At 71.4% G+C, this 23,862-nt stretch carries 18 protein-coding genes and 5 tRNA genes; 16 read left to right on the top strand and 7 right to left on the bottom strand.

The features are described from left to right. Position 1: 1 nt before the first annotated feature. Positions 2-955 carry a DUF4349 domain-containing protein gene (locus tag EXU32_RS07635; protein WP_165399609.1) on the bottom strand — a complete coding sequence of 318 codons (954 nt, stop codon included), beginning with the start codon at positions 953-955 and terminating at the stop codon, positions 2-4. 104 nt (positions 956-1,059) lie between these two features. Between EXU32_RS07635 and hemG the strand changes: the two genes are divergently transcribed. The 3 genes from hemG to EXU32_RS07620 all read left to right on the top strand — a co-directional run bounded on the left by hemG (position 1,060) and on the right by EXU32_RS07620 (position 4,297). Then, complete coding sequence (hemG, locus tag EXU32_RS07630; RefSeq protein WP_130629359.1) at positions 1,060-2,475, top strand: protoporphyrinogen oxidase; 1,416 nt, start codon at positions 1,060-1,062, stop codon at positions 2,473-2,475. Then, a complete protein-coding gene (gene hemQ, locus EXU32_RS07625) occupies positions 2,472-3,191 on the top strand; it encodes a hydrogen peroxide-dependent heme synthase (protein WP_130629358.1) in 720 nt (239 codons plus the stop codon). The genes hemG and hemQ overlap by 4 nt, the downstream gene beginning before the upstream one ends. A gap of 194 nt (positions 3,192-3,385) precedes the next feature. Then, a complete protein-coding gene (locus EXU32_RS07620) occupies positions 3,386-4,297 on the top strand; it encodes a hypothetical protein (protein ID WP_130629357.1) in 912 nt (303 codons plus the stop codon). A gap of 101 nt (positions 4,298-4,398) precedes the next feature. Here the strand turns inward: EXU32_RS07620 and msrB are convergent, their stop codons facing one another. Continuing rightward, on the bottom strand, positions 4,399-4,827 hold the full coding sequence (msrB, locus tag EXU32_RS07615) for a peptide-methionine (R)-S-oxide reductase MsrB (protein ID WP_130629356.1): 429 nt from the start codon (positions 4,825-4,827) through the stop codon (positions 4,399-4,401). A gap of 129 nt (positions 4,828-4,956) precedes the next feature. Continuing rightward, positions 4,957-7,395 (bottom strand): lamin tail domain-containing protein, encoded by a 2,439-nt coding sequence (locus EXU32_RS07610; protein WP_130629355.1) that lies wholly within the window; start codon positions 7,393-7,395, stop codon positions 4,957-4,959. Between the two features lie 200 nt (positions 7,396-7,595). Here EXU32_RS07610 and EXU32_RS07605 point away from each other — a divergent pair, with 200 nt between their 5' ends. Beyond that, on the top strand, positions 7,596-9,515 hold the full coding sequence (locus tag EXU32_RS07605; protein ID WP_165399608.1) for a penicillin-binding transpeptidase domain-containing protein: 1,920 nt from the start codon (positions 7,596-7,598) through the stop codon (positions 9,513-9,515). Positions 9,516-9,570: 55 nt separating this feature from the next. Next, positions 9,571-10,653, top strand: coding sequence for a DNA polymerase domain-containing protein (locus EXU32_RS07600; protein ID WP_130629353.1), 1,083 nt, complete (start codon positions 9,571-9,573; stop codon positions 10,651-10,653). Here the strand turns inward: EXU32_RS07600 and EXU32_RS07595 are convergent. After that, positions 10,650-11,672, bottom strand: a complete 1,023-nt coding sequence (locus EXU32_RS07595) for an ATP-dependent DNA ligase (RefSeq protein WP_242612965.1) — start codon at positions 11,670-11,672, stop codon at positions 10,650-10,652. The two genes, EXU32_RS07600 and EXU32_RS07595, sit on opposite strands and share 4 nt — an antisense overlap. 82 nt (positions 11,673-11,754) lie before the next feature. Here EXU32_RS07595 and EXU32_RS07590 point away from each other — a divergent pair, with 82 nt between their 5' ends. Next, positions 11,755-12,921: an alpha/beta hydrolase family protein gene (locus tag EXU32_RS07590; protein WP_130629352.1), complete on the top strand. Its 1,167-nt coding sequence runs from the start codon at positions 11,755-11,757 to the stop codon at positions 12,919-12,921. Here EXU32_RS07590 and EXU32_RS07585 read toward each other — a convergent pair. Next, entirely contained in the window at positions 12,918-13,592 is a 675-nt protein-coding gene (locus EXU32_RS07585) for a dihydrofolate reductase family protein (RefSeq protein ID WP_130629351.1), read from the bottom strand. The two genes, EXU32_RS07590 and EXU32_RS07585, sit on opposite strands and share 4 nt — an antisense overlap. Before the next feature lie 46 nt (positions 13,593-13,638). On the opposite strand from EXU32_RS07585, the gene EXU32_RS07580 reads away from it, so the two are divergent. Next, the gene (locus tag EXU32_RS07580) at positions 13,639-14,511 is read left to right on the top strand and encodes a polyphosphate kinase 2 family protein (RefSeq protein WP_130629350.1); all 873 of its coding nucleotides are present in this window, start codon (positions 13,639-13,641) and stop codon (positions 14,509-14,511) included. Between the two features lie 96 nt (positions 14,512-14,607). Here the strand turns inward: EXU32_RS07580 and EXU32_RS07575 are convergent, their stop codons facing one another. Further along, a complete protein-coding gene (locus tag EXU32_RS07575) occupies positions 14,608-16,290 on the bottom strand; it encodes an acyl-CoA dehydrogenase family protein (protein WP_130629349.1) in 1,683 nt (560 codons plus the stop codon). 122 nt (positions 16,291-16,412) lie between these two features. On the opposite strand from EXU32_RS07575, the gene EXU32_RS07570 reads away from it, so the two are divergent. The 8 genes from EXU32_RS07570 to EXU32_RS07535 all read left to right on the top strand — a co-directional run bounded on the left by EXU32_RS07570 (position 16,413) and on the right by EXU32_RS07535 (position 21,997). Continuing rightward, a tRNA-Gly gene (locus EXU32_RS07570) sits at positions 16,413-16,485 on the top strand. A 42-nt stretch (positions 16,486-16,527) separates the two neighbouring features. Next, positions 16,528-16,602 (top strand) — tRNA-Val (locus EXU32_RS07565). Between the two features lie 148 nt (positions 16,603-16,750). Next, positions 16,751-16,823, top strand: a tRNA-Gly gene (locus tag EXU32_RS07560). Between the two features lie 23 nt (positions 16,824-16,846). Then, positions 16,847-16,917 (top strand) — tRNA-Cys (locus tag EXU32_RS07555). A 27-nt stretch (positions 16,918-16,944) separates the two neighbouring features. Next, positions 16,945-17,019: transfer RNA gene (locus EXU32_RS07550), tRNA-Val, on the top strand. 117 nt (positions 17,020-17,136) lie between these two features. Beyond that, positions 17,137-18,441, top strand: a complete 1,305-nt coding sequence (locus EXU32_RS07545; RefSeq protein WP_130629348.1) for an ATP-grasp domain-containing protein — start codon at positions 17,137-17,139, stop codon at positions 18,439-18,441. After that, positions 18,438-20,489, top strand: a complete 2,052-nt coding sequence (locus EXU32_RS07540) for a CocE/NonD family hydrolase (protein ID WP_242612923.1) — start codon at positions 18,438-18,440, stop codon at positions 20,487-20,489. Before EXU32_RS07545 ends, EXU32_RS07540 begins: the two co-directional genes overlap by 4 nt. 14 nt (positions 20,490-20,503) lie before the next feature. Further along, positions 20,504-21,997, top strand: a complete 1,494-nt coding sequence (locus EXU32_RS07535; protein ID WP_130629347.1) for an FAD-dependent oxidoreductase — start codon at positions 20,504-20,506, stop codon at positions 21,995-21,997. Here EXU32_RS07535 and EXU32_RS07530 read toward each other — a convergent pair. Beyond that, on the bottom strand, positions 21,969-23,006 hold the full coding sequence (locus tag EXU32_RS07530) for an FUSC family protein (RefSeq protein ID WP_130629346.1): 1,038 nt from the start codon (positions 23,004-23,006) through the stop codon (positions 21,969-21,971). The genes EXU32_RS07535 and EXU32_RS07530 overlap by 29 nt on opposite strands. Positions 23,007-23,237: 231 nt before the next feature. Between EXU32_RS07530 and EXU32_RS07525 the strand changes: the two genes are divergently transcribed. Beyond that, positions 23,238-23,849: a flavodoxin family protein gene (locus EXU32_RS07525; protein ID WP_130629345.1), complete on the top strand. Its 612-nt coding sequence runs from the start codon at positions 23,238-23,240 to the stop codon at positions 23,847-23,849. Positions 23,850-23,862 lie beyond the last annotated feature (13 nt).

Here is a 23,862-nt window from a genome sequence, read left to right as displayed (position 1 = left end):
CTCACTCGTCGGGGGCCGCGACCACCGGTGCGGGGCGCGCGGTGCGACGACGCAGCCACCACAGGACCGGGGCCAGCAGCACCGCTCCCGTGAGGGCGAAGGGGGTGATCGCCCCGAGCGCGGTCAGCCCGACAGCCAGCGCGGCGGTGAAGGCACCCCAGCCCTCGCTGAGCCCGGCGACGAACCCGGTCGCGTCCTCCTCGGTGGCATCGGCCTCGATCCCGTCGGTCGAGAGGCTGACGCTGACCGGTGCGGTGGCGGTGCGCTGCTCCAGCGACTTCTGCTGACTCGTCATCGACTCCAGGTCCGCCTCACGGGTGGACAGCTCACGCTCGAGGGTGACGATCTGGTCGAGGTCGTCGGTGGAGTCGATGAGGGTGCGCAGGCGCTCGACCGACTTGGTCTTCGTACGCACCCGGGCGGTGGTGTCCGTGTACTGCGAGGTGAGGTCCTCGGCGCTGGTCGTGCGCTTGGTGACCTCGCCGAGCTCCGCGAGGTCCGTCGTCGTCGCGTCGAGCTTGTCGACGGGGACGGTGACGGTGATCTCTGCCCAGGAGCGGCCCCCTTCGTCCGTGGCGGCGCGGGAGTCCTCGTCGGACACGTAGCCACCGGCGGTGCGGGCCGTGGAGCGCACCTTGGCCGCCGCCTGCTCGAGGTCCTTGACGGTGAGTGACAGGCTGGCCGTGCGCGCGATGCGCGCATCGATGGGGGCCTTGTAGCCACTCGAGGCGTTGCTGCCCGCCGAGCCGTCGGACGAGCCCTGGCCCCGGTCCGCGGACCCGGAGGTGGCAGCCGACTCCGGCTGCGCGTCGCTGTCTCTCGCCTGCGACTGGTGGGAGACCGCGTCGCCGCCCTCGGAGCTGCCGCCCGAGTCGCTGCCGACGGCGCACCCGGTGAGCGCCAGCCCGCCGGCCGCGACCAGCGCCGCCCATCGCCCGTGTGTCGTCCTGGTCATGTCGAACCCCCTGCTCGGTGGTCGGGTGCTCCCGGCCGTCTGATGGTGGTGTGACGGGGTGAGGTGGTGGATCGGTTCCATCGACGTGGTGGGAGAGTTGGGGCATGGGTCCGCGCGTCGTCGTCATCGGTGGGGGACTGGCGGGTCTGGCCACCGCCCACCACCTGCTGCGGGCTCGCCCCGACCTCGAGCTGACCCTCCTCGACGGCGCCGCCCGCCCGGGTGGCAAGGTCCGCCAGCAGACGGTCGGCGGCGTGCGCGTGGACGTCGGAGCCGAGTCGGTCGTCGCGAGCAGCGTCGCGGCACGAGAGCTCTTCGCCGAGCTAGGGCTGGCCGAGCAGGTCGTGCACCCCGAGCCCGTCCCGGCGTCCTTCTGGTCCCGAGGCGGGCGTCATGCCATCCCCGGCCGGACCTTCATGGGCGTGCCCGGTCCGCAGACCGACCTCACCGGTCTCCTCGACGAAGGGGAGGTCGCTCGCGCCGCGCAGCCGGCCCCCTTCGCCCTCGAGAGCGAGGACGTGACGATCGCCGACGCGGTGGGCACCGTCTACGGCAGGGCGGTCGTCGACCGAGTGGTCGAGCCCCTCCTCGGTGGGGTCTACGCCGGTCGCGTCGACCACCTGTCGTTGCGCTCGACGATGCCTGCGCTGTGGGCGGCGATGGCTGGTGGGCGGTCCATGCCCACGGCCGTCGAGTCGCTGCTCCCACCACCGCATGCGACCCCACGCCCACGGGTGATGGGGCTGGCTGGTGGCATCGGTGTCCTCGTCGAGGCCCTGCACCGCAGCGTGGTCGACGCCGGGGGACGGATCGAGACCGGCGCCCTCGTCCGGCGTCTGGAGCGCACCCCGACGGGGTGGCGGGTGGTCTCGGGCGCGACCAACGCGGAGGTCGCTCGCGAGGCCGATGTCATCGTCGTCGCGACCCCTGCGGCCGCGACCTCACGGCTCCTTGCGGACCACGCAGCGGCCGCAGCCAGCGCACTCGCAGGCATCGAGTACGCGTCGATGGCGGTCATCACCATCGCGCTGCCCACCGTCACTGCCCCGCCCCTGCCCGGCAGCGGCTTCCTCGTCCCGGCCGTCGACGGCCGCCCGATCAAGGCGAGCACCTTCTCCGCCTCCAAGTGGGCCTGGGTGCGTGAGGCCGCCGACGACGTGGTGCTGCTGCGGGCCTCCGCCGGCCGCGCCGGCGAGGTCGTCACCCTCCAGCGCGACGACACCGAGCTCATCGCAGACGCGCTCGCCGAGATCGGCCGTGCTCTCGGCGTCGACCTGCCGCGGCCCGTCGATGCCCACGTCCAGCGCTGGGGCGGCGGTCTGCCGCAGTACGACCTCGGGCACACTGGACGGGTCGCCGCGGTGCGCTCCGCGGTGGCCGGCGTCCCCGGTCTCGAGGTGACCGGTGCCGCCTACGACGGAGTGGGCATCGGCGCGGTCCTGACCGATGCCGCCGCGACTGCCACGACGATCCTCGACACGCTTCCCCCTTCGTCCACCACCCGACAGGAGCCCAGATGACCACGAGGCCCAGCCCCGCCAAGCCCACCCGCGAGCAGCTCGAGGCGATCAACAGCAGCGTGCACTACGCGATGTTCTCCGCCTTCGCGCTCGTCAACCCGATCGGCGACGACGACCGTGAGGCGATCACCGACGAGGTCGAGGCGCTCTTCGCCGAGCTCACCGAGGCCGGCGTGCGCATCCGCGGCGTCTACGACGTCGCCGGCCTGCGCGCTGACGCGGATGTCCTCATCTGGTGGCACGCGGACGAGATCGAGATGCTCCAGGACGCCTACAAGCGGCTGCTGCGCACAGAGCTCGGCGGGCACCTCGACCCGGTGTGGTCCAACGCTGCCGTGCACCGTCAGGCGGAGTTCAACCGCAGCCACGTCCCGGCCTTCCTCGCTGGTGATGAGCCGCGCGACTACGTGTGCGTCTACCCCTTCGTGCGGTCCTACGACTGGTACGTCCTGGACGAGAAGGACCGTCGCTCCATGCTCGCCGAGCACGGCGGCATGGCCCGCGACTTCCCGGACGTGCGCGCCAACACCATCCCGGCCTTCGCGCTGGGTGACTACGAGTGGATCCTCGCCTTCGAGGCCGACGAGCTGCACCGCATCGTCGACCTCATGCGTGAGCTGCGCGCCTCCAAGGCCCGGCTGCACGTGCGCGAAGAGGTCCCCTTCTTCACCGGCCCGCGGGTGAGTGTCGAGGCTCTGGTGGCTGGGCTGCGCTGAGGGCCTGACCCTCTGGCCCCAGGATTCTCGGGTCACCCGAGAATCCTCGCCTGAGCAGGAGTTTGAAACTCTTGCTCAGGCGAGGTTTCTCCTGTTGAGCGGCCTCCGTCCACATCCACCAGCGGCGAAGGGGGTCGGTCCCCACCTGCGTCGACGTCCAGTCGGCCTCTGCGCAGGCGACCGAGCATGGCGGCATGATCACCGTTGATCGCAACATCTTCACCAGCTTGCTCGCGATGCCGGACAGGATCTTCGTCCGGCAGGAGGCGCTGCGTGTGGGCGTGCGTGACGAGGCCCTGATCGCCGGCGTGCGACGCGGGAGCATCGCACGACTGTGCCGAGGCGCCTACACGGCACCGGGACCCTGGACCACGGAGCAGCATCGACGACTCCTCGCCCGAGCCGGTCTGAGGTTGTATCCGGATGCGGCGCTGATGGGTGGTACAGCCGTCGCGGCTCACGGCATCCCGTTGTTCGAGGTGCCATCGGCGCCAGCCGACCTGGCCCGTCCGATCGCGCGGGAGGCCAAGGCGAAGGGGCTGCGCTTCCGCCCCCTTCGCCACGCGATCGTCACGACCCAGTGGGGGCCCGCGACGGACCTGGCAACCTCTCTCGTCCAGCTGACGATGGACCACGGCGTGCTCCCGGGAGTGGCCTCGATCGATGCAGCACTGCACAGCCGTGCCGTGGAACGCGATGCCTTGGAGTCGGCCTTCGACCGGGTCGAAGGCTGGCCCGCCAGTCACCGTGCGCGGTGCGCCCTCGCGTGGTGCGACCCGAGGGCCGAGTCCCTCGGTGAGAGCGTCACCCGTGCGATCCTGCTCGCCGCTGGCTACCACGTGGAGTCTCAGGTGCCCATCGCGGACAGGGACGGTGTCGTTTTTGCGAGGGTGGACCTGGGCATCGAGGGCACCCATGTGCTCATCGAGTTCGACGGCAAGGTGAAGTACACCGACGGTGGCCCTGACGCGCTCTTCCGGGAGAAGAAGCGCGAGGACCGCATCCGGTCCTCCGGGTACGTCGTGATCCGGGTGACCTGGGCGGACCTCTTCCACCCGGAGCGGATCGTCGAAGCGGTTCGAGACGCCCTGGCCCAAGCTGCCTGACCGCTCGACAAGAGAAACCTCGCCTCGGCAAGAGTTTGCAACTCATGCGAAGGCGAGGTTTATCGGGTGACCCGAGAATCCTGGGGCGGGTGAGGCGGAGCTCAGCCCTCGGCGGGCCGCAGCGTCATCGAGATCGAGTTGATGCAGTAGCGCTGGTCGGTGGGGGTCTCGTAGCCCTCGCCCTCGAAGACGTGGCCCATGTGGCTCCCACAGTTGGCGCAGCGCACCTCGACGCGCGGGCGGCCCGGCAGCGAGTCGTCCTTGATGTACTCGACGCGGTCCTCGGCGAGCGGGCTGTAGAAGCTCGGCCAGCCGCAGTGGCTCTCGAACTTCGTGCCCGAGGTGAAGAGCTCGGTGCCGCAGGCGCGGCAGGCGTAGACGCCTTCGGTGGCGGTGTCGGTGTACTCACCGACGAAGGGACGCTCGGTGCCCGCAGCCCGGAGCACGGAGTACTCGTCGGGCGTGAGCTCGGCGCGCCACTCCTCGTCGCTCTTGGTGACGGCATAGTCGCGGCCGGTGGGGTCCATCATGATCTGCTCCTCGCACTTGGTCTGTCCATCATGCAACGCCGCAGCCCCCGGACTTTCATCCGGGGGCCGCGGCGGTGGTGCATCAGGCGCACCAGCGACGAAGGGGGGAGGAGCCCCCTTCGCCTCCGGTCACTTCTTGAGGTCCAGGCGGACGACCTGCGGGTCGTGGTCGCTGTCCTGGTCGGCGAAGGGGGAGTTGGTGCGGACGATGTCGTAGGAGAAGGCCGGGCGCTGGCCCTGCCCCTTGCCCTGGGCGCCGCGCCACGGACCGCCCACCGTCCCGTCGAGCGTCGCGAGAGACGGCGAGACGAAGATGTGGTCGAGGACCTGGCTGTTGCCCTCGTAGACGTAGGTCCAACGGTCCGACTGCGGCAGCGTGCGCGGCAGGTCGGTCATCGCCGTGCTGCCCGAACCCTCGACGACGTCCGCGAGGATGTCAGCCGTCTGGCTGAACTCGAAGTCGTTGACGTCGCCGGCGACGACGAACTTCGCCTCCGGGTCGGCCGCGAGCAGGTCGTCGGCGATGGAGCGCACCTCACGAGCCTGTGCGTGGCGCGCGTCCTCGCTCGAGCGGACCGGCTGCTGCCAGCGGCCGAAGAGCGGGTCGTCGCCTCCCTTGGAGCTGAAGTGCACGGCCGCGACGAAGACGCGCTCGCCGCGGTACCGGTACTCGCCGATGAGCGGCTTGCGGGAGTTGTCGAAGGCCGGTGAGGAGGGAGCGATGCGGCCGGGGGACTCGGTGAGCAGGGCACCCTTGCGGTCCGTGGTCACGCTCGTCGCCTGGTCGGCCGCGCCCGAGCTGCGCTCGGTGAAGGTGATGTCACGGTCGGTGCGGTGCAGCAGGACGTTGCGGATGTTGCCACCCGGCTGACCGCCGTCGGCCTTGTCCTGCGGGTTGACCCAGTTGGCCTCGTACGTCGGGCCGCCCTGTGCCTCGATCGCGGCGATCAGCCTGTCGGTCGTTGCCGTCGAGTCGACGGTGCCGTCGTCGGTCGGGCCACTCGCGTCCTGGACCTCCTCGACCGCGATGATGTCGGGGCTGCGCAGGTTGGTGACGATCTGGCCGGCGAGGCGGTCGAACTTGCTCTGCGGGTTGCTCGGGGCGAGGTTCTCGACGTTGAAGGCCGCGACGGACAGCTCGCGGTCGCGCTGCGGCTGGATGACCTCGCGCTCGAGGCCACCGTCCTGCACCGTGGGTACCTGCGTGGCGAGCAGCTTGAAGTTGCTGAAGGAGTAGTCGAGCGGACCGGCGACGAGGCCCGGCAGCGTGTCCTTGATGTCCGCGTCGGGCAGCGAGCCGCTGGGCAGCAGGACGTCGTCGACGAGCACCCGCATCGCGTTGGGGCGGTCGTAGCCCGAGTAGACGACTCCACCTGCGGAGGAGCGGGTGGCGTCGACGCCGCTGCCGGGCACGACCGGGATCTCATAGCCGGTCGGGCCGACGACCTGCGCGTCACGGACGCCGACCTGCATGCCCTCGAGGGACTCGTAGAAGTCGATGGCGTCGCGCTCGGGGAGGAAGGCCGCGTCGGCGTACTCGACGCTCTTGGGGTCGTCGGCGTCGATCGTCTGCTGCGGAGCGGTGCGGTCCTCACCGAGCACGACCGGCGCGGGCACCTCGGCGGTACCGGTCACCCGGACGACGGGGGAGGTGAGCTCGGTCGTCGTCAGGTTGTCCCAGCCAGCGGAGCCGCCCGGGCGGAACTCCTCGACGTACCCGTCGACGCTCACCGTGTCACCGACCGCGGCGGTCGGCGCCGTACGGGTGTAGACGTACAGCCCCTCGGACGTGGCGGCGTCGTCGTCGGCAGTGGTGCTCTGGAACCAGAACCCGTTGCGCGAGACCGCGGTCACGACACCCTCGACCTCGGCGACCTGCGTCCCGTCGAAGGGGGAGAGGTGCGCCGTTCCCTGGATCTGCGGGATCGTCCGGCTCGGCACGACCGGAGGCTCGCCGGTGCCCGGCTCGCAGACCACGGTCTCGGTGGTGGAGTTCTGCGGGGTGGGCGCACCGACGGCGAAGTCGGCTGAGTTGTTGTCGGTGTCGGTGCAGATGTCGCGGCGGGCCACCGAGGTGGTGTTGTCCGTGCCGTCCGCTGCGACGCCCTCGGCAGGCGCGGCGCCACCCCAGCCGAGCCGGTCGACGACCGCGCCGTCGGGGTTGACGACGTCGACGCGGGCACCCGACCCGGACATCGGCACCCTGCCGGTCGCGTCAGGGGTGGGCAGTGCCTCGGCAGCGTCGTTGGCGCCATCGGCCTGCTGGACGAGGTAGCGGCCGCCGGCCTTGATGCTGCCGCGGAGGGCGGTCGTCTGCGGCGTGGTGCCGGTCTTGGAGTAGTAGCGCAGGGTCCAGCCGGTGAGGTCGACCTCGGTCGTGGCGCGGTTGGCCAGCTCGACGAAGTCGCTGCGCAGGGTGGCCTTGGAGTTGCCGCCACCCCCGTAGGCCTCGGAGACGACGACGTCCGCAGAGGCGGCGGTGGCGCTCGGGGCGGCGACGGCGAGGCCGGCGAGGGTCAGCGGTGCGGCAGTGAGCGCCGCGAGGACGCGGCGACGACGAGCTGGCATGTGGTGGCTCCTGTGGGTGGCGAGGGGTGTGGCCTCCCGCACCATAGGACCGACGGAGGTGTCCCGCAGTGCGAGCAGGTGAACGCCGGGCGTCCATCTCACGGCGCCGTGGTGCCGGCCCGTCGCGAGCACGGCGCGCCGGGTGCGCCATGAGGACTCCGCGGGCTGCGAGGAGGTCACCGACGAGGGAGAATGCGTCCGTGACCGACCTGCCCCGCCGCCGCGCCCGCTCCCTGACCGGGGCCGCCGTGGTGCTCGCCCTCCTCCTCGCCATGGGTGGCTGGTGGTGGACCCAGCGCGACGACGACACCGACGCGGCCCGGGCACTGGGGGCGCAGATCGCCGCTGACCTGGCCGAGGGGACGGTGCCCGCGGGGCTGCAGGTCGCGGACCGGCCGGCCGCGCAGGAGGACCTCGACACCGTCCTGGCCGGCATGGGTCGCCTGCGACCGTCCGTGACGGTCGGTGCGGTCGAGGTCCCAGAGGGCGGCGACACGGGCACGGTGCAGCTCGACCTGGCGTGGACCGTCCACGAGGGCAAGGAGCCCTGGCGCTACTCGTCCACCGTCCCGGTCCGCAGGAGCGGTGAGTCGTGGACCGGCGACTGGGCTCCCACGGTGCTCGTCCCCGAGCTCGCCGAGGGCGAGGTCCTGCGCGCCACCCGGACCACCCCGGAGCGCGGCGAGGTGCTGGGTGACGACGGCGAGACGATCGTGACCAGGCGGCCGGTCGTGCGCGTCGGCATCGACCGTGGGCAGGTGCCCGCAGCCCAGGCGGGCAGGTCCGCCCGTCGGCTGGCCGAGGCCGTGGACGTGACGGTCGCTCCCTTCGTCACTGCGGTGGAGTCGGCGGGGGACAAGGCCTTCGTCGAGGCGATCGTCCTGCGGGCCGACGCGAAGGAGCTGGAGCAGGTACGCCGGGCCGTCCCCGGCATCGCGGGCGCCCGCCTCGTCGACGGGAGCATGGACCTGCCACCGTCCTCCGGCTTCGCCGCGGCCGTCCTGGGGCGGGTGGGCCCGGCGACGGCCGAGATCATCGCCGCCGACCCGCAGGTGCGCGAGGGTGACGTCGTCGGTCTGAGTGGCCTGCAGGCGAAGCATGACAAGCAGCTGCGGGGGATCTCCGGCTTCGTCGTCGAGGCCGTGGCCGAGGACGGCACCGCACGGGACCTGCACCGTCTCGACGCGGTCGACGGCAAACCGCTGCGCACCACCTTGAGCAGCAACCACCAGACCGCCGCCGAGGACGTCCTCGCCGACGTGCCCAAGGCCGGGGCGGTCGTCGCCATCCGCCCCTCCGACGGTCACGTGCTCGCACTCGCCAGCGCGAAGGGAGGATCCGGCCAGTCGACCGCCACGCTGGGTCAGTACGCCCCCGGGTCGACCTTCAAGCCCGTCACGGCGCTCGCCCAGCTGCGCGCGGGAGCCACGCCCCAGACCACGCTGCAGTGCCCGCCCACGATCACCGTCGACGGGCGCGAGTTCAAGAACTACGACGACTTCCCGTCCGGCCGCACCGGCGCCATGACCCTGAAGGATGCGATCGCCACCTCGTGCAACACCGCCTTCATCGGCGCCCGCGATCGGCTCCCTGCTGACGGGATCAGCTCTGCCGCAGCGGCGCTCGGCATGACCCAGACGCCCACGCTCGGCGTGCCCGCGGCGATGGGCCAGGTGCCGGCACGACCGACGGGCACCGACCTGGCAGCCACGAGCATCGGTCAGGGCAAGGTCGTCGCGACGCCCCTGTCGATGGCAACCGTCATGGCGAGCATCGTCGCGGGCGAGCGGGTCACGCCGGTCCTGCTGCCGGACGCCACCCAGGCACCGGCGAAGGGCGGCACGCCGATCACCGCCGGTGAGGCCGGCCAGCTGCGCGAGATGATGCGGGCTGTCGTCACCGACGGCTCGGCCACCTTCCTGGGCGACAACCCGGGCGGCCCCGTCATCGCCAAGACCGGCACCGCCGAGTACGGCTCCGCCACGCCCCCGCGCACGCACGCCTGGATGTTCGTCGCCCAGGACGACCTCGCCGTCGCCGTCTTCGTGGAGGACGGGTCCGGAGGTGCCAAGGTCGCCGGGCCGATCGCCGACCGGTACCTGGGGCTCGTGCGCCGCTAGGACGAAGGGGGCGCGGCTGCCCCCCTTCGTCCGGCAGAGCCCATACGCTGACGGCATGGCCAAGACCCCCGCTGCGATGGTGACCGTCGGCGAGCGGGAGGTGCGCGTCTCCAGCCCCGACCGGGTGATCTACGAGGCGACGGCACGGACCCCGGCGATCAGCAAGCTCGAGGTGTGCCAGTACGTCGCCGACGTCGGCGAGACGATGATGCGCACCATCGGTGACCGGCCGACGGCCATGGAGCGCTGGCCCGACGGCTGGCGCGAGGGGATGCGCCTGGCGGTCGGCCCGCGGGACAAGGACGCGGACGGCTTCTACCAGAAGCGGCTGCCGCGGGGAGCGCCCGACTACATCGAGACCGTCGAGATCACCTTCCCCAGCGGCCGCACCGCGCAGGAGCTGTGCCCGAGCGAGCCGGCGGCGCTCGTCTGGGCGGCGCACATGGGGACGCTGACCTTCCACCCGTGGCCGGTACGTCGCCCTGACGTCGACCACCCCGACGAGCTGCGCATCGACCTCGACCCGCAGCCCGGGACGACCTTCGCCGACGTGCAGCGGGTGGCGGACGTGGCCCGCGAGCTGCTCGAGGAGCTCGGGATGCGCGGGTTCGCCAAGACGAGCGGCAACCGGGGCATCCACATCTACGTGCGCATCGAGCCGCGCTGGTCCTTCGAGGAGCTGCGGCACGCGGCGATCGGCTTCGGCCGTGAGCTGGAGCGGCGCGACGGCGGCGTGACGACTGCCTGGTGGAAGGAGGAGCGGGGGGAGCGGATCTTCGTCGACTTCAACCAGAACAACCGCGACCGCACGATCGCCGGCGCCTGGAGCCTGCGGGCCCGCCCCGGTGCACCGGTGAGCACCCCCATGACGTGGGAGCAGATCGCGGCCGTCACCGACCCCGCGGAGTACAACCTGACGACCGTGCTCGACCACCTGGCCGAGGGCGATCCGTGGGCCGAGATCGACTCCAGCGCAGCGTCGCTCGACCCGCTCCTCGAGCTGTGGCAGACCCTGCCCGGTGGCGAGCTGAACTTCCCGCCCGACTACCCCAAGATGCCCGGTGAGCCCCCACGCGTGCAGCCGAGCAAGAAGGTGGCCGAGCACTGGGACGCGGAGGGCAACCGGGTCGAGGGCTAGTCGAGCACCGCACCCAAGTCGTACGCCGCGGCCCGGTCGATCTGGTCGAGCGTGCACGACTCGGGGTCGCGGTCGGGGCGCCACCGCAGGAACTGCACGGTGTGCCGGAAGCGCCAGCCCTCGAGCTGGTCGAAGGCCACCTCGACGACCCGCTCGGGTCGCAGCGGGACGAAGCTGACGTCCTTGGCGGACGAAAAACGTGAGCGGTCGGTCTCGGCATGCTCGACCTGGCCGTCGGCGTCACGCCGCACGAGCGGCTCGAGCTCCTCGACCAGCTCCAGCCGGCGCGCGGCGGTGAAGGCCGCGATCCCGCCGACGTTGAACAGCTGCCCCTCGTGGAAGAGCCCGAGGAGCAGCGACCCGACGCCCTGGCCGGACTTGTGCACCCGATAGCCGGTGACGACGGCCTCCGCCGTGCGCTTGTGCTTGATCTTGAGCATCGTGCGCTTGCCGGGGGAGTAGGGCGACGCGAGCGCCTTGGCGACCACCCCGTCGAGCCCGGCCCCCTCGAAGCGGGTGAACCAGTCGGTCGCCTCGTCGGCGTCCCGGGTCACCCTCGTCAGGTGCAGCGGCGCCCCCTTCGAGATCGTGGCGAAGAGCGCCTCGAGCCGCTCCCGACGTCGGGCGAAGGGGGAGCCCGTCACGTCCTCGTCGCCGACGGCCAGCAGGTCGAAGGCGATCAGCTCGGCCGGCGTTTCGACCGAGAGCTTGGTGATCCGCGACTCCGCGGGGTGGATGCGCTGCCCGAGGGCCTCCCAGTCCAGGCGCTGGGCGCCCGGCTCGCCGCTGCGCACGACGATCTCGCCGTCGACGACGGCGCTGCCGGGCAGGTGGTCGCGGATCGCCTCGACGAGCTCGGGGAAGTACCGGGTGAGCGGCTTCTTGCCGCGGCTGATCAGCTCGACGTCGTCGCCGTCCTTGCGCACGATGCAGCGGAAGCCGTCCCACTTGGGCTCGTAGGAGTAGCCGCCCTCCACGGCGTCGGCCGCGGGCACCGCCTTGACGGCCTTGGCGAGCATGGGGTCGAGCACGAGGTCAGCGGGCAGCGGTGTCACTCGTCACATTCTGCCCGTACGGCAAGAGTTTTGAGACCATGTGCAGGTGGCAAAGACGACGGGGGCCCAGAAGGCGCTGACCTACGGCTCGGTGGCCGTGGGCTCGGCGCTCGCCGGCGCGGGCTCGGTGTGGATGGGTGGGGCGACCTACTTCGCCCGCAAGGTGCTCACGCCCGACCTCGTCCGCCCCGACGACACCCAGATCCACGTCATCCACTCCGACAGCCTGACCCTCTCGGGTCCGCCCGACCTGCTGGTCCCCGGACGCTACGGTCTGTGGCTCGACGGCGGTCGGGGTCATGCCCGGATCGGCGCGATGCTCGAGGTCGACCACCGCCGCCAGACCGTGCGCCGTGAGCTGCTGGGTGTCGACAGCGGTGTCCTGCAGACCGGTTCGGCCCGGTTCAACGGCTACTACTACGGCGGCGACCCCCGGTCCGACCTGGGGCTCGAGCACGAGGACATCGCCGTACCCACCGAGCTGGGTCCGATGCCGGCCTGGGTGGTGCCGAGCGAGCACGGTGACGGCTCCCGCTGGGCGGTGCTCGTCCACGGGCGGGGCGCGCGTCGGCACGAGGCCCTGCGGGCGATCCCGGCCATGCATGCCGCTGGTCTGACCTGCCTGGTCCCGAGCTACCGCAACGACGGTGATGCGCCGGAGGGGCCCGATGGCCGCTACAACCTCGGGCTGTCCGAGTGGCGCGACATCGAGGACGCGATCAAGCTCGCGCTCGCCCGAGGCGCCCACGAGATCGTGCTCGTCGGCTGGTCGATGGGCGGCGCGATCGTCCTGCAGTTCCTCGACCGCTCCCCGCTGTCGTCCGTCGTCTCCCGCGCGGTGCTCGACGGGCCCGTCGTCGACTGGGGGGACGTCCTGCGCCACCATGCGGCGCTGCACCGGGTGCCGGCGCCGATCGGGATCCTGGCCAGCGCCCTCATGGGCCAGCACTGGGCCAAGCGCCTCGTGGGCGTCTCCGAGAGCGTCGACGTCGCCCGGACCAACTGGGTCAAGCGCGCCGACGAGCTGTCCCACAGGATGCTGCTCATCCACTCACGCGACGACGAGTTCGTGCCCGTCGGACCCAGCGAGGCGCTCGCCTCCGCCCGGCCGGACCTGATCACCTTCGAGCCGTGGTCGCTGGCCCGGCACTGCAAGGAGTGGAATGTCGACCCCCGGCGCTGGGAGTCCGTCGTGACCGAGTTCGTGCGCTAGCGGGTCACTCGCCAGAGCCCGAGCAGGGTGCCGTCCTCCTCGAGCAGGTGCCGGCAGGTGAGGTCCACGTCGACGTCCGTGCCGTCCAGGATGCGTGGATGGGTGCTTCGGGCGCCGCCGACCAGGTGGGGCGTCCACGACAGGCCCAGCTCGTCGACCAGCCCGGCGGCGACCAGCTCGGCAGCGAGGGTGGGGCCCCCTTCGCACAGCACGTGGGGGCCGAAGGCCTCTCTCGCCCGCTCGATCACGCGCGCCACGTCGACACGGTCCTCGCCGCAGATCCACACCCGGTCGCTCTCGACCGCGCCCGAGGACTCGGTGGTCGCGAGCACGACATTCGCGCCCTGCGCGGACTGCGGCAGTGTGGGCTTGCTCGAGACGACGACGAGGGGAGTCTTCGCCGGGCCGTACTCCTCCGCGCGCACGGTGCCGGCCCCCACGAGCAGGACATCGGCCGCGCGCCGCATGGCCGCGAAGCCCTGGTGGTCGGCCCCGGAGTTGATCGACCCGGACACGCCGTCAGGGCCGTTGGCCGCGCCGTCGAGCGTCGCGACGAAGTTGAGGCGCAGCAGCGGACCGGTGCTCGCGTAGAGGGCGTCGATCTCGGCGTCACCGACGGTGGCGCCGGGCTGGACGTCGAAGGGAGCGTCGTCGGCGATGAGAACCCGCATGCGTCGAAGTCTGCCCCACACCGGGTCCGGCTGACATGATGCCGGGATGGCCAAGGACAAGAAGTCAGGCAAGAAGTCGTCCTCTCCCACCCCCTTCAGCGAGGCATTGCGTGCCGACCCGGGCACGGACCTCGCCTCGATCGATCCGCGGAGCACCCCGGGCTTCGACGGTGACAAGGACGCGGGCAAGGTGGCGCTGGACGCGCTCACCGAGCCCGTCTCCGAGCTGCAGGAGCGACTCTTCGCCGAGTCCCGCGCGGGGGGTACCCGCAGCATCCTGCTCGTCGTGCAGGGCATGGACACCTCGGGCAAGGGCGGGATCATGCGCCACGCCGTCGGCGCCGTCGACCCGCAGGGCGTGCAGATCACGAGCTTCAAGGCGCCGAGCACGGAGGAGCAGAAGCACCCCTTCCTCTGGCGCATCCGCAATGCCCTGCCGACACCGGGGATGATTGGTGTCTTCGACCGCAGCCACTACGAGGACGTGCTGATCGTGCGGGTCCACGACCTGGTGCCCAAGGCCCAGTGGTCGCGCCGTTACGGGCAGATCAACACCTTCGAGCAGGGCGTCGTCGACCAGGACACGACGATCATCAAGGTGATGCTCCACATCAGCAAGGACGAGCAGAAGGCGCGCCTGGCCGAGCGCCTGGACCGTCCCGACAAGTACTGGAAGTTCAACCCCGGCGACATCGACGAGCGCGAGCGCTGGGACGACTACCAGCAGGCCTACCAGGCCATCATCGACAAGTGCTCGACCGACGCCGCGCCCTGGTACGTCGTGCCCGCCGACCGCAAGTGGTTCGCCCGCCTCGCGGTGATGAACCTGCTGCACGAGCACCTCCAGCAGCTCGACCCGCAGTGGCCCGAGGCGGACTTCGACGTCGCGGAGCAGCAGGCGCGGCTCGAGAAGAGCTGATGGGAGTGCGCATTTCCTTAAGGTCGTACGCACCCAGAGGGGTACGACCTTAAGGAAATGCGGGGTCAGGGGGCTGCGGGGTCAGGAGCTGCGGGGTCAGGGGGCTGTGGACCCGACGCTGGCGCGGTCGATGGCGGTGGCGCCGGCGAGGGTCACCAGCCCGGCGTCGAGGGTGCCGAAGCTCGCGCCGCTCGCCCCGCCCAGCCGCGACGCGACGAAGGCCTCGGCCATCTCGCCGGGGGAGTGCAGCACCATCAGGCTCGCCTGGAGGGTGAGGGCCAGCCGCTCGACGAGCCTGCGTGCACCCGTCGCCACCTCTGCGCCGTCGAGCGCCGCGAGACCCGCGCAGTCGCGCTCCAGCTCGTCGAGGGCGGCGTCGAGCACCGGCAGGTGGCCACGGGCCGTCGAGGCCTCCTTGAGCAGCGCCATGAGCGACGCGGGCTCGCGGGAGATCGCCCGGAGCACGTCGAGCGCGTTGACATTGCCCGAGCCCTCCCAGATCGAGTTGAGCGGCGCCTGGCGGTAGAGCCGGGCCAGGCCGTGCTCCTCGACGTAGCCGTTGCCGCCCAGGCACTCCATCGCCTCCGCGGCGAAGGGTGAGGTGCGCTTGCACACCCAGTACTTGCCGACCGCCACCCCCAGGCGGGTCAGCTCGGTGTCACCCTCGTCGAGGGCGTGCGCCATGCGCAGCCCGAGCAGCGTGGCCGCCTCGGATTCCAGCGCCAGGTCGGTCAGGACATTGCGCATCAGCGGCTGGTCGACGAGCGTCGCGCCGAAGGCACGGCGGTGGCTCGTGTGGTGCACCGCCCGCGTGAGCGCGGCGCGCATCGTCGCCGCGGAGCCGAGGACGCAGTCCAGCCGGGTCGCCGAGACCATCTCGATGATCGTGCGGACCCCCCTTCCCTCCTCGCCGACCAGCGCACCCCAGGTGCCGTCGAGCTCGATCTCGGAGGAGGCGTTGGAGCGGTCGCCGAGCTTGTCCTTCAGCCGCTGCAGGGCGAAGGGGTTGCGGCTCCCGTCCTCGAGGACCCGGGGGACGAGGAAGCAGCTCGGTGGCGCGTCCTCGCTCGTCTTGGCCAGGACGAGGAAGACGTCACTCATCGGGGCGGAGCAGAACCACTTGTGGCCGGTCAGCCGGTAGGTGTCACCGGTGAGCGGGCCGCCGGGGGTGCGCACCGCGAGCGTCGAGTTGGCGCGCACGTCCGAGCCGCCCTGCTTCTCGGTCATGCCCATCCCGGCGATCGCGCCCGCCTTGGTCTGCACCTCGCGCAGGCCGAAGTCGTACTCCCGGGAGGCGAGCCTGCCCTCCCACCGGGCAGCGAGCTCGGGGGAGTGGCGAAGGGCGGGGACCGCCGCGTTGGTCATGGTGATGGGACAGATGTGGCCCGGCTCGACCTGGCTCCACGTGACGAAGCCGGCGGCTCGCCGCACGTGCGCGCCACTGGACTGCGGCTGCGTCCACGGCGCCGCGGTCAGGCCAGCGCCCGCGGCGACACCCATCAGCTCGTGCCACGCCGGGTCGAACTCGACCTCGTCGACCCGGTGGCCCCACCTGTCGTGGGTGACCAGACGCGGGGTGTTGCGCTGGGCGAGGTCGGCCCACCGCTCGGCACGCTCCGAGCCGGCCAGCTCGCCGAGGGAGGTCAGCTCGGTGACGGCCTGCTCCCGGCGCTGCTCGGGGACCCAGCGGGCCACCCCTTCGCACAGGACCGGATCGCTGCCGAAGACGTCGTGACCGCCGTAGGGCGGGACCTGGTTGGTGACCTCGTGGGTGGACATGACCGCACGATACGGGCCGGGCCCGGGCGCCCGGGAGGCGGTCGTCGCGCCCGGTTTGGAATCTGTGCACGCTCTGGGCTAATCTCACCCAGCGCAGGCACGCAGTGATGTGGGCCTTCAGCGCGGATGTAGCTCAGTTGGTAGAGCGCAACCTTGCCAAGGTTGAGGTCGCCGGTTCGAACCCGGTCATCCGCTCGGACGGAACCTTCCTCTCGCAGGGGGTGCCGGGTACACCCCGGGCGATTGGCGCAGCGGTAGCGCGCTTCCCTGACACGGAAGAGGTCACTGGTTCGATCCCAGTATCGCCCACCAGCACGACCATGGCTCCGAGCTCGCGACAGCGGCCCGGGGCCTTTGTCGTACCCGGCGCCACGCCGGGCGTGCCCGGTTGGGAGAGTCGCCTGTCGATGGGTTAATGTTTCTCAGCGTGCCCCGGTTGCTCCCAGCGACGTGGGGTCACGCGGATGTAGCTCAGTTGGTAGAGCGCAACCTTGCCAAGGTTGAGGTCGCCGGTTCGAACCCGGTCATCCGCTCGCAAGGTGAGACCACCTTTGGTGGTGGAGTGGCCGAGAGGCGAGGCAACGGCCTGCAAAGCCGTCTACACGGGTTCAAATCCCGTCTCCACCTCGACCATGCAGATCGTGTGCATGACCCGGGCGATTGGCGCAGCGGTAGCGCGCTTCCCTGACACGGAAGAGGTCACTGGTTCGATCCCAGTATCGCCCACCATCTCGACGGCCCCCGGCCCGCATCAGCGGCCCGGGGGCCGTCGTCGTTGCCGGGGAGCAGCAGCCCGTGTTTGACCGTGGATGTGTCAGCGACGGCGCCCGGGGTAGGGCGGGGGGCATGCACAAGAACATCTTCGTCCTGGGTCTCACGCCCCTCCATCGCGAGGAGCTGCGGACCATCCGTCACGCAGACGACTACGAGTTCCACGACCTGCTCGACCACGAGTCGCTCGTCGAGGACACCAGGTACGACTTCGACGCCCTGCTCGAGCGGGCCCGCCGTGAGCTCGACGGCTTCGACGGCAGCATCGACGCGATCGTCAGCCAGTGGGACTTCCCCACATCCCTCCTCGGCCCGCTGCTCGCGGCCGAGCGGGGACTGCCGGCCCCCTCGCTGCGCAGCCTGCTGATGTGCGAGCACAAGTACTGGAGCCGGCTCGAGCAGCGACGCGCCGTGCCCGGCGTCGTGCCGGGCTTCGCGGCCTTCGACCCCTTCGCCGACGACGTCGCCGCCCAGATCGACTTGGACTTCCCCTACTGGGTCAAGCCGATCAAGGCGCACTCCTCCAACCTGGGCTTCCGCATCGACGGCCCGGAGGACCTCGAGGAGGCCGTGCGGCAGTTCCGCGCAGAGATCACCGATGTCGGTGACGCCTTCGACCAGGCCCTCGCGCGGGTCGACGTCCCCGACGAGGTGGCCGCCGTGGGTGGGGGGTCCACCTGCCTGGCAGAAGCCATCATCGAGGGCATCCAGTTCGCCCCGGAGGGCAGCGTGTCGGGCGGCGAGTTCTCCGTCCACGGCACGGTCGACATGCACAAGGACGAGTCCGGCCTGAGCATTGAGCGCCTGGACTACCCGGCCCGGACGGTGCCGCAGCACGTGCAGGAGCAGGCGATCGCCACGACCGAGACCCTGCTGCACCACATCGGCTTCGACGACGGGTGCTTCAACGCCGAGTACATGTGGGACGAGCAGCGCGAGGTGCTGCGCCTCATCGAGGTCAACACGCGCATCTCCCAGTCCCACAGCGTGCTCTTCGCTCTCGTCGACGGCCGCTCCAACCACCAGGTCGCCGTCGACGTCGCCCTCGGTCGCCGTCCCTCCATGCCCGAGGACCGCGGTGACCTCGACGTCGCCGCCTGGTACCGGATCACCCACGACGACGACGCCGTGGTGCGCTCGGTGCCCGACGCCGGTGACATCGAGGGGGTGGAGCAGCGGTGGCCGGGGACCCGCATCGCACTCAAGGTGGAGCCGGGGGACCGGCTCTCGCGGCTGCTCCACCAGGACTCCTACCGGTACCTCCTCGCAGACGTCTACGTCGGGGCCCCCGACGTGGACGCCCTCGCGAAGCGCATCGAGGACATCGAGCGGCGGCTGCCCTTCGACCTCGAGCCGGTCGACGACGAGAGGAGCGCATGAGCCAGATGGTGTCGAGCACGGACGAATCGGTCCACGAGGTCGAGGTGGTGGACAACGTCTTCATCCCCCTTCGTGACGGGCAGCGCGTCGCCGCCAGGGTGTGGCGCCCCGTCGGGGACGTCGGACCCCTCCCGGCGATCATGGAGTACATCCCCTACCGCAAGCGCGACCTCACCCGCGGCCGGGACGCGGTCAACCACCCGTGGATCGCCGCCCGCGGCTATGTCTGCGTCCGCGTGGACCTGCGCGGCAGCGGCGACTCCGACGGGGTCCTCGTCGACGAGTACCGCGAGCAGGAGCTGCAGGACGCGGAGGACGTCATCGCCTGGCTGGCGGAGCAGGACTGGTGCGACGGCAACGTCGGGATGATGGGCATCTCGTGGGGCGGATTCAACAGCCTGCAGGTCGCCGCGCGCCAGCCTCCCGCGCTCAAGGCGATCGTCAGCGCGTCCGCGACCGAGGACCTCTACGTCGACAACATGCACTACATGGGCGGCTGCCTGCTCGGGGACAACCTGTCCGAGGCGACGGTCATGCTCGCCTTCAACAGCCTCCCGCCCGACCCGCAGGTCGTCGGTGACAGGTGGCGCGACATGTGGGTGGAGCGGTTGCAGGGCAGCGGCCTGTGGCTCGACACCTGGTTGAGCCACCAGCGCCGCGACGACTACTGGCGCCCGGCCTCCGTGAGCGAGGACTACACCGCGATCCAGTGCCCCGTCATGGCGGTCGGGGGTTGGGCGGACGGCTACACCAACGCCATCTTCCGCCTCCTCGAGCACCTCGAGGTGCCCTGCCACGGGCTCATCGGGCCGTGGGGCCACAAGTACCCGCACCTCGGGGTCCCCGGACCGGCCATCGGCTTCCTCCAGGAGCTCGTGCGGTGGTGGGACCACTGGCTCAAGGGGCGTGACACCGGTCTGGACGATGAGCCGGTGCTGCGGGCGTGGATGCAGGACAGCGTCCCTCCGCGCGCCTGCTACGAGGAGCGGCCGGGACGGTGGGTGGGCGAGGACGCGTGGCCATCGCCCCACATCGGTGAGCGGGCCTTCCGCCTCACCCGGGCCAGCCTCGCCGAGGGGGAGCAGGGCGAAGGGAGCAGCGACCCGTTGTCGCTCCGCTCACCGCTCAGCGTCGGGATGTTCGCCGGCAAGTGGGCCTCGTACGCCGCAGTACCCGATCTGCCCTACGACCAGCGGGAGGAGGACGGCGGAGCCCTCGTGTGGGAGAGCGAACCCCTGACGGAGCCCACCGAGATCTTCGGTCTGCCCCGCCTCGACGTCGCCGTGTCGGCCGACCAGCCGGTGGCCCAGATCGCGGTGCGTCTCTCCGACGTCGGGCCGTCGGGGGAGGCGACCCGGATCACCTACGGCGTCCTGAACCTGACGCACCGCGACTCGAGCACCGAGCCCGAGCCGCTGGTGCCAGGCCAGCGGTACGACGTGCAGGTACCGCTCAACGGCGTGGCGCACTCCTTCCCCGTCGGACACCGTCTGCGGCTGTCCGTGTCGACGTCCTACTGGCCGCTCGTGTGGCCGGCGCCGAAGGCGGCCGAGCTGACGATCCACCCGGCGGACAGCGTGCTGCGGGTGCCCGTCCGTCCGCCGCGGCCGCAGGACGACGAGAGGATCGCTCCCTTCGCGGAGCCCGACATGGCCCCCGATCTCGAGACGACGACGCTCGAGCCGAGCGAGCACGACTGGCGGGTCACCCGTGACCTGGCCACCGATGTCTCCACGCTGGAGATCGTCAACGACCAGGGCGCCTTCCGCATCGAGGAGACCGGCATCGTCATCCGACGCTCGACCACGGAGTGGTACTCCTTCCGCTGGGACGACGTGACGTCCGTGCGTGGGGAGACGCGCACCGTGCGGCGGATCGAGCGGGACGACTGGCGCACCGAGGTCGTCACCAGCACGGTGCTCACCTGCACCGAGGACGACTTCATCATCCGCGCCGACCTCGACGCCTACGAGCTGGACGACGTACGAGGACACCGACGCGTGCATGCCGAGAGCTGGGACCGGACCATCCCCCGGGACCTCGTCTGACCGAAGGAGACACCATGACCTCGCTCTGGCGCGCACCGCGCGCGCCCATGACCTCGGACGACCCGGTGGAGCGGTGCGACGACGTCGTCGTCGGCGCGGGCATCACCGGCCTCGTCACGGCGCTCCTCCTCGCTCGCGCCGGCCGCGAGGTCGTGGTGCTCGAGGCGCGCGACGTCGGTGCGGTGACGACCGGGCACAGCACGGCCAAGGTCTCGCTGCTGCAGGGCACGCGGTACTCGCAGCTGCTGCGCCGGCAGTCTGAGGAGGTGGTCGCCGGGTACGTCGCGGGCAACCGCGAAGGGCGGGACTGGCTGCTGCGCTACTGCGAGGAGCACGACGTGCCCCACCAGGTGCGGCCGGCCGTGACCTACGCAGCGGATCCCGGTCGCGGCCTCGACCTGGCCCGGGCCGAGCTCGAGGCGGCGTCGCGGCTCGGGCTGCCCGTGCGCTGGACCGAGGACCTTCCCGTGCCCTTCGAGCACGTCGGTGGGGTGGTGCTCGACGACCAGGCACAGCTGGACCCGATGGACCTCCTGGACGCGCTCGTCGAGGACCTGCGCGCCCACGGGGGCCGGGTGGTGACCGGGGCCCGGGTCACCGGCATGGGCCAGTCCCTGCGACCGGTCGTGCGGCACACCCGCGGCGCGACCCGCTGCGACCAGGTCGTCCTCGCCACGGGCACACCGGTGCTCGACCGGGGCGGGTACTTCGCCAAGCTGAGCGCCTCGCGCTCCTATGCCCTCGCCTTCGACCACCCGACCCCGCCGGAGCTGATGCTGATCTCGGCCGGTGGCCCGACCCGGTCGGTGCGTGACGCGCCCGGGCCACGACTGCTCGTGGGCGGAGAGAGCCACCCCGTCGGGCGCACCCGGTCCGAGCGTGGGCACGTCGACCGGCTGAGGGAGTGGACCGCCACGCACTTCCCCGACGCCGTGGAGACGCACGCGTGGTCCGCCCAGGACTACCGCTCGCACGACGGCTTCCCCTTCGTCGGCGCCATGCCACGGGGGCTGGGGCACGTGCACGTCGCCACCGGCTTCGACAAGTGGGGCATGACCAACGGCGTCGCAGCGGCCCTCGACATCAGTGCCAGCATCCTCGGCGGACAGATGCCCTGGTCGCGACCGATCCACCGTCGCATCAGCCGTCCGCAGGCCGTGGCCGCCCTGGTGGGCATCAACGCCCGCGTCGCGATGGGCATCGTCACCGGGGCGGCTGAGGTGGTGCTGCACCCCCTTCGTCCCGGCAGCCCAGCGGAGGGTGCCGGAGAGGTCGGTCGTGCCGGGGCCGTCCCCGTGGCCCGGTCCACCGTCGACGGACGCAGCTGCGCGGTCTCCGCGCTGTGCACCCACCTGGGCGGCGTCGTGGAGTGGAACGACGCCGAGAGCACCTGGGACTGCCCCCTGCACGGATCTCGATTCACGGCCACCGGCGAGGTGCTCGAGGGCCCCGCGGCGCGTGACCTGCCGCCACGGCCCGTCAGACGGACACGCGACGTGGGCCCGTGATGTCGTCAACCACATCGCTGATGTGGAGCGTGGAGTCGATGAGGGACCCGTACGCGAGCCAGTGGTCCCGGGACAGGTCCGTTGATGACAGGTCGGACACGAGCGACTCGAGCTCCGGACGTTGGCTCGGTGCCTGCTCTCGTGGGTGGTCGAGCTGGTCGCCGAGCGCCGCGAGGGCGTGCAACCACCGCCGGCTGAACTGCTCGCTCCACCCGGTGTGCTCCCCGTCGGCCTGGTGGATCGTGCGGGCGATGGCACGAGTCTGCGCGATCCCCTCCTCGAGACGCAGGAGCAGGGCCTCGTAGTCGGAGGGGCCCAGGTCCTCAGGCATCCTGCGGGGATTGGCAAACCTGGCCTCGCGGGTGTGGCGCACGAGCTCCCAGGCCCGGCCGAGAGCGGCATCCGTCTCGCGTGACTGCTGGATCCAGCCCTGCGCGTCCACGTCCTCGCGGGCGGGCAGCTCGTCGGCCATCTTCGTGATGAGTGTGCCGAGGCGCCGGCACACCGAGTCGATCTGCCGGCGGGCGCTGAGGTCGTTCAGGGGCGCGAGGAGCAGGGCGTTGACCACCAGTCCCGCTGCCACGCCGATACCCGTCGCGGAGAGCCGGTCGACCAGCATGGGCGCCTGCTCCGCCTGCCCGGCGGTGATGACGAAGAGCGCCGTGGTCGCCACGGTGCTGCCCTCGTTGCGGATCGGCCGGAGCAGGCCGGCGAGCATGCCCACGAGCATGGCGACGCCGAGGGCGAGGGCGCTGTAACCCGCCAGCTCGACGACGAGGTAGGAGACGAGGACCCCGAGCACCGTGGCGCCCACGACCTGGGAGCCGCGGGTCAACGAGCGGTACACCGTCGCGTGGACCGTGAGCAGCGCCGTCCACGGCGCGAGGAAGGCCGACTCGAGCCCCAGCAGGTCGCCAGCGACGAGCCAGGCGAGGACGCCGGCCACGACCGCCTTGACGATCTGCATGAGCTCGCCCCGGGTCCCGTGCGAGCCCAGCGGCGGGATCACGGCGCTGGCACGCGCCCACGCCCGATCTCTCCAGTGGGGCGGACGCGACGGCCGTCCGCGGGCGGTGTCGTGCGCCGGTCCTCGCGGATCTGTCGTCACGCCGTGTCCCCTCTCGACCCCGCAGGACTCTCCTCCGGGTGAGTCCCGGATACCCGCGAGGTCGAGGCAGCATGCGCCTGGGCCGGCAGCAGCGAGTGGTTTTGCGGCGGGTCCAGGGGGTAGGACGCGAGGATGAAGGCACTCATCCTGAACTGCACGCTCAAGCCATCGCCCGAGCCGTCCAACACCAGGGCTCTGGCCGACGAGGTCATCGCGGCACTGATCGACCACGGCGTCGATGTCGATGTCCAGCGCGTCGTCGACCTGCGCATCCCCTTCGGGGTCCAGAGCGACATGGGGACGGGCGACGAGTGGCCGGCTGTCCGCGCCCAGATCGTCGCGAGCGACATCCTCGTCATCGCGACGCCCACGTGGCTGGGCCAGCCGGCGAGCGTGGCCAAGGTGGTCCTGGAGCGTCTCGACGCGATGATCAGCGAGACGGATGACGCCGGTGTCCCGCTCGCCTACAACAAGGTCGCCGGGGTCGTCGTCACGGGCAACGAGGACGGTGCCCACCACGTCATCGCCGAGATCAGTGGAGCACTGGGGGACATCGGCTTCACCATCCCGGGACAGGCCTGGACCTACTGGAACATGGGTCCGGGGCCCGGACCCACGTACACCGAGACCGACCACGGACACGACTGGTCACGCTCGACGGGTCGCACGATGGCAGCCAATCTCGTGGCCGTGGCCACCGCCCTGCAGCACCACCCGATCCCGGCGCCGCCCTCGGACGGGTGAGCGCGGGGTGGGC

The organism is Janibacter limosus (genome assembly GCF_004295485.1).
In the GTDB taxonomy this organism is placed as follows: domain Bacteria; phylum Actinomycetota; class Actinomycetes; order Actinomycetales; family Dermatophilaceae; genus Janibacter; species Janibacter limosus_A.
This window is presented reverse-complemented; position numbering and strand designations above follow the sequence as displayed.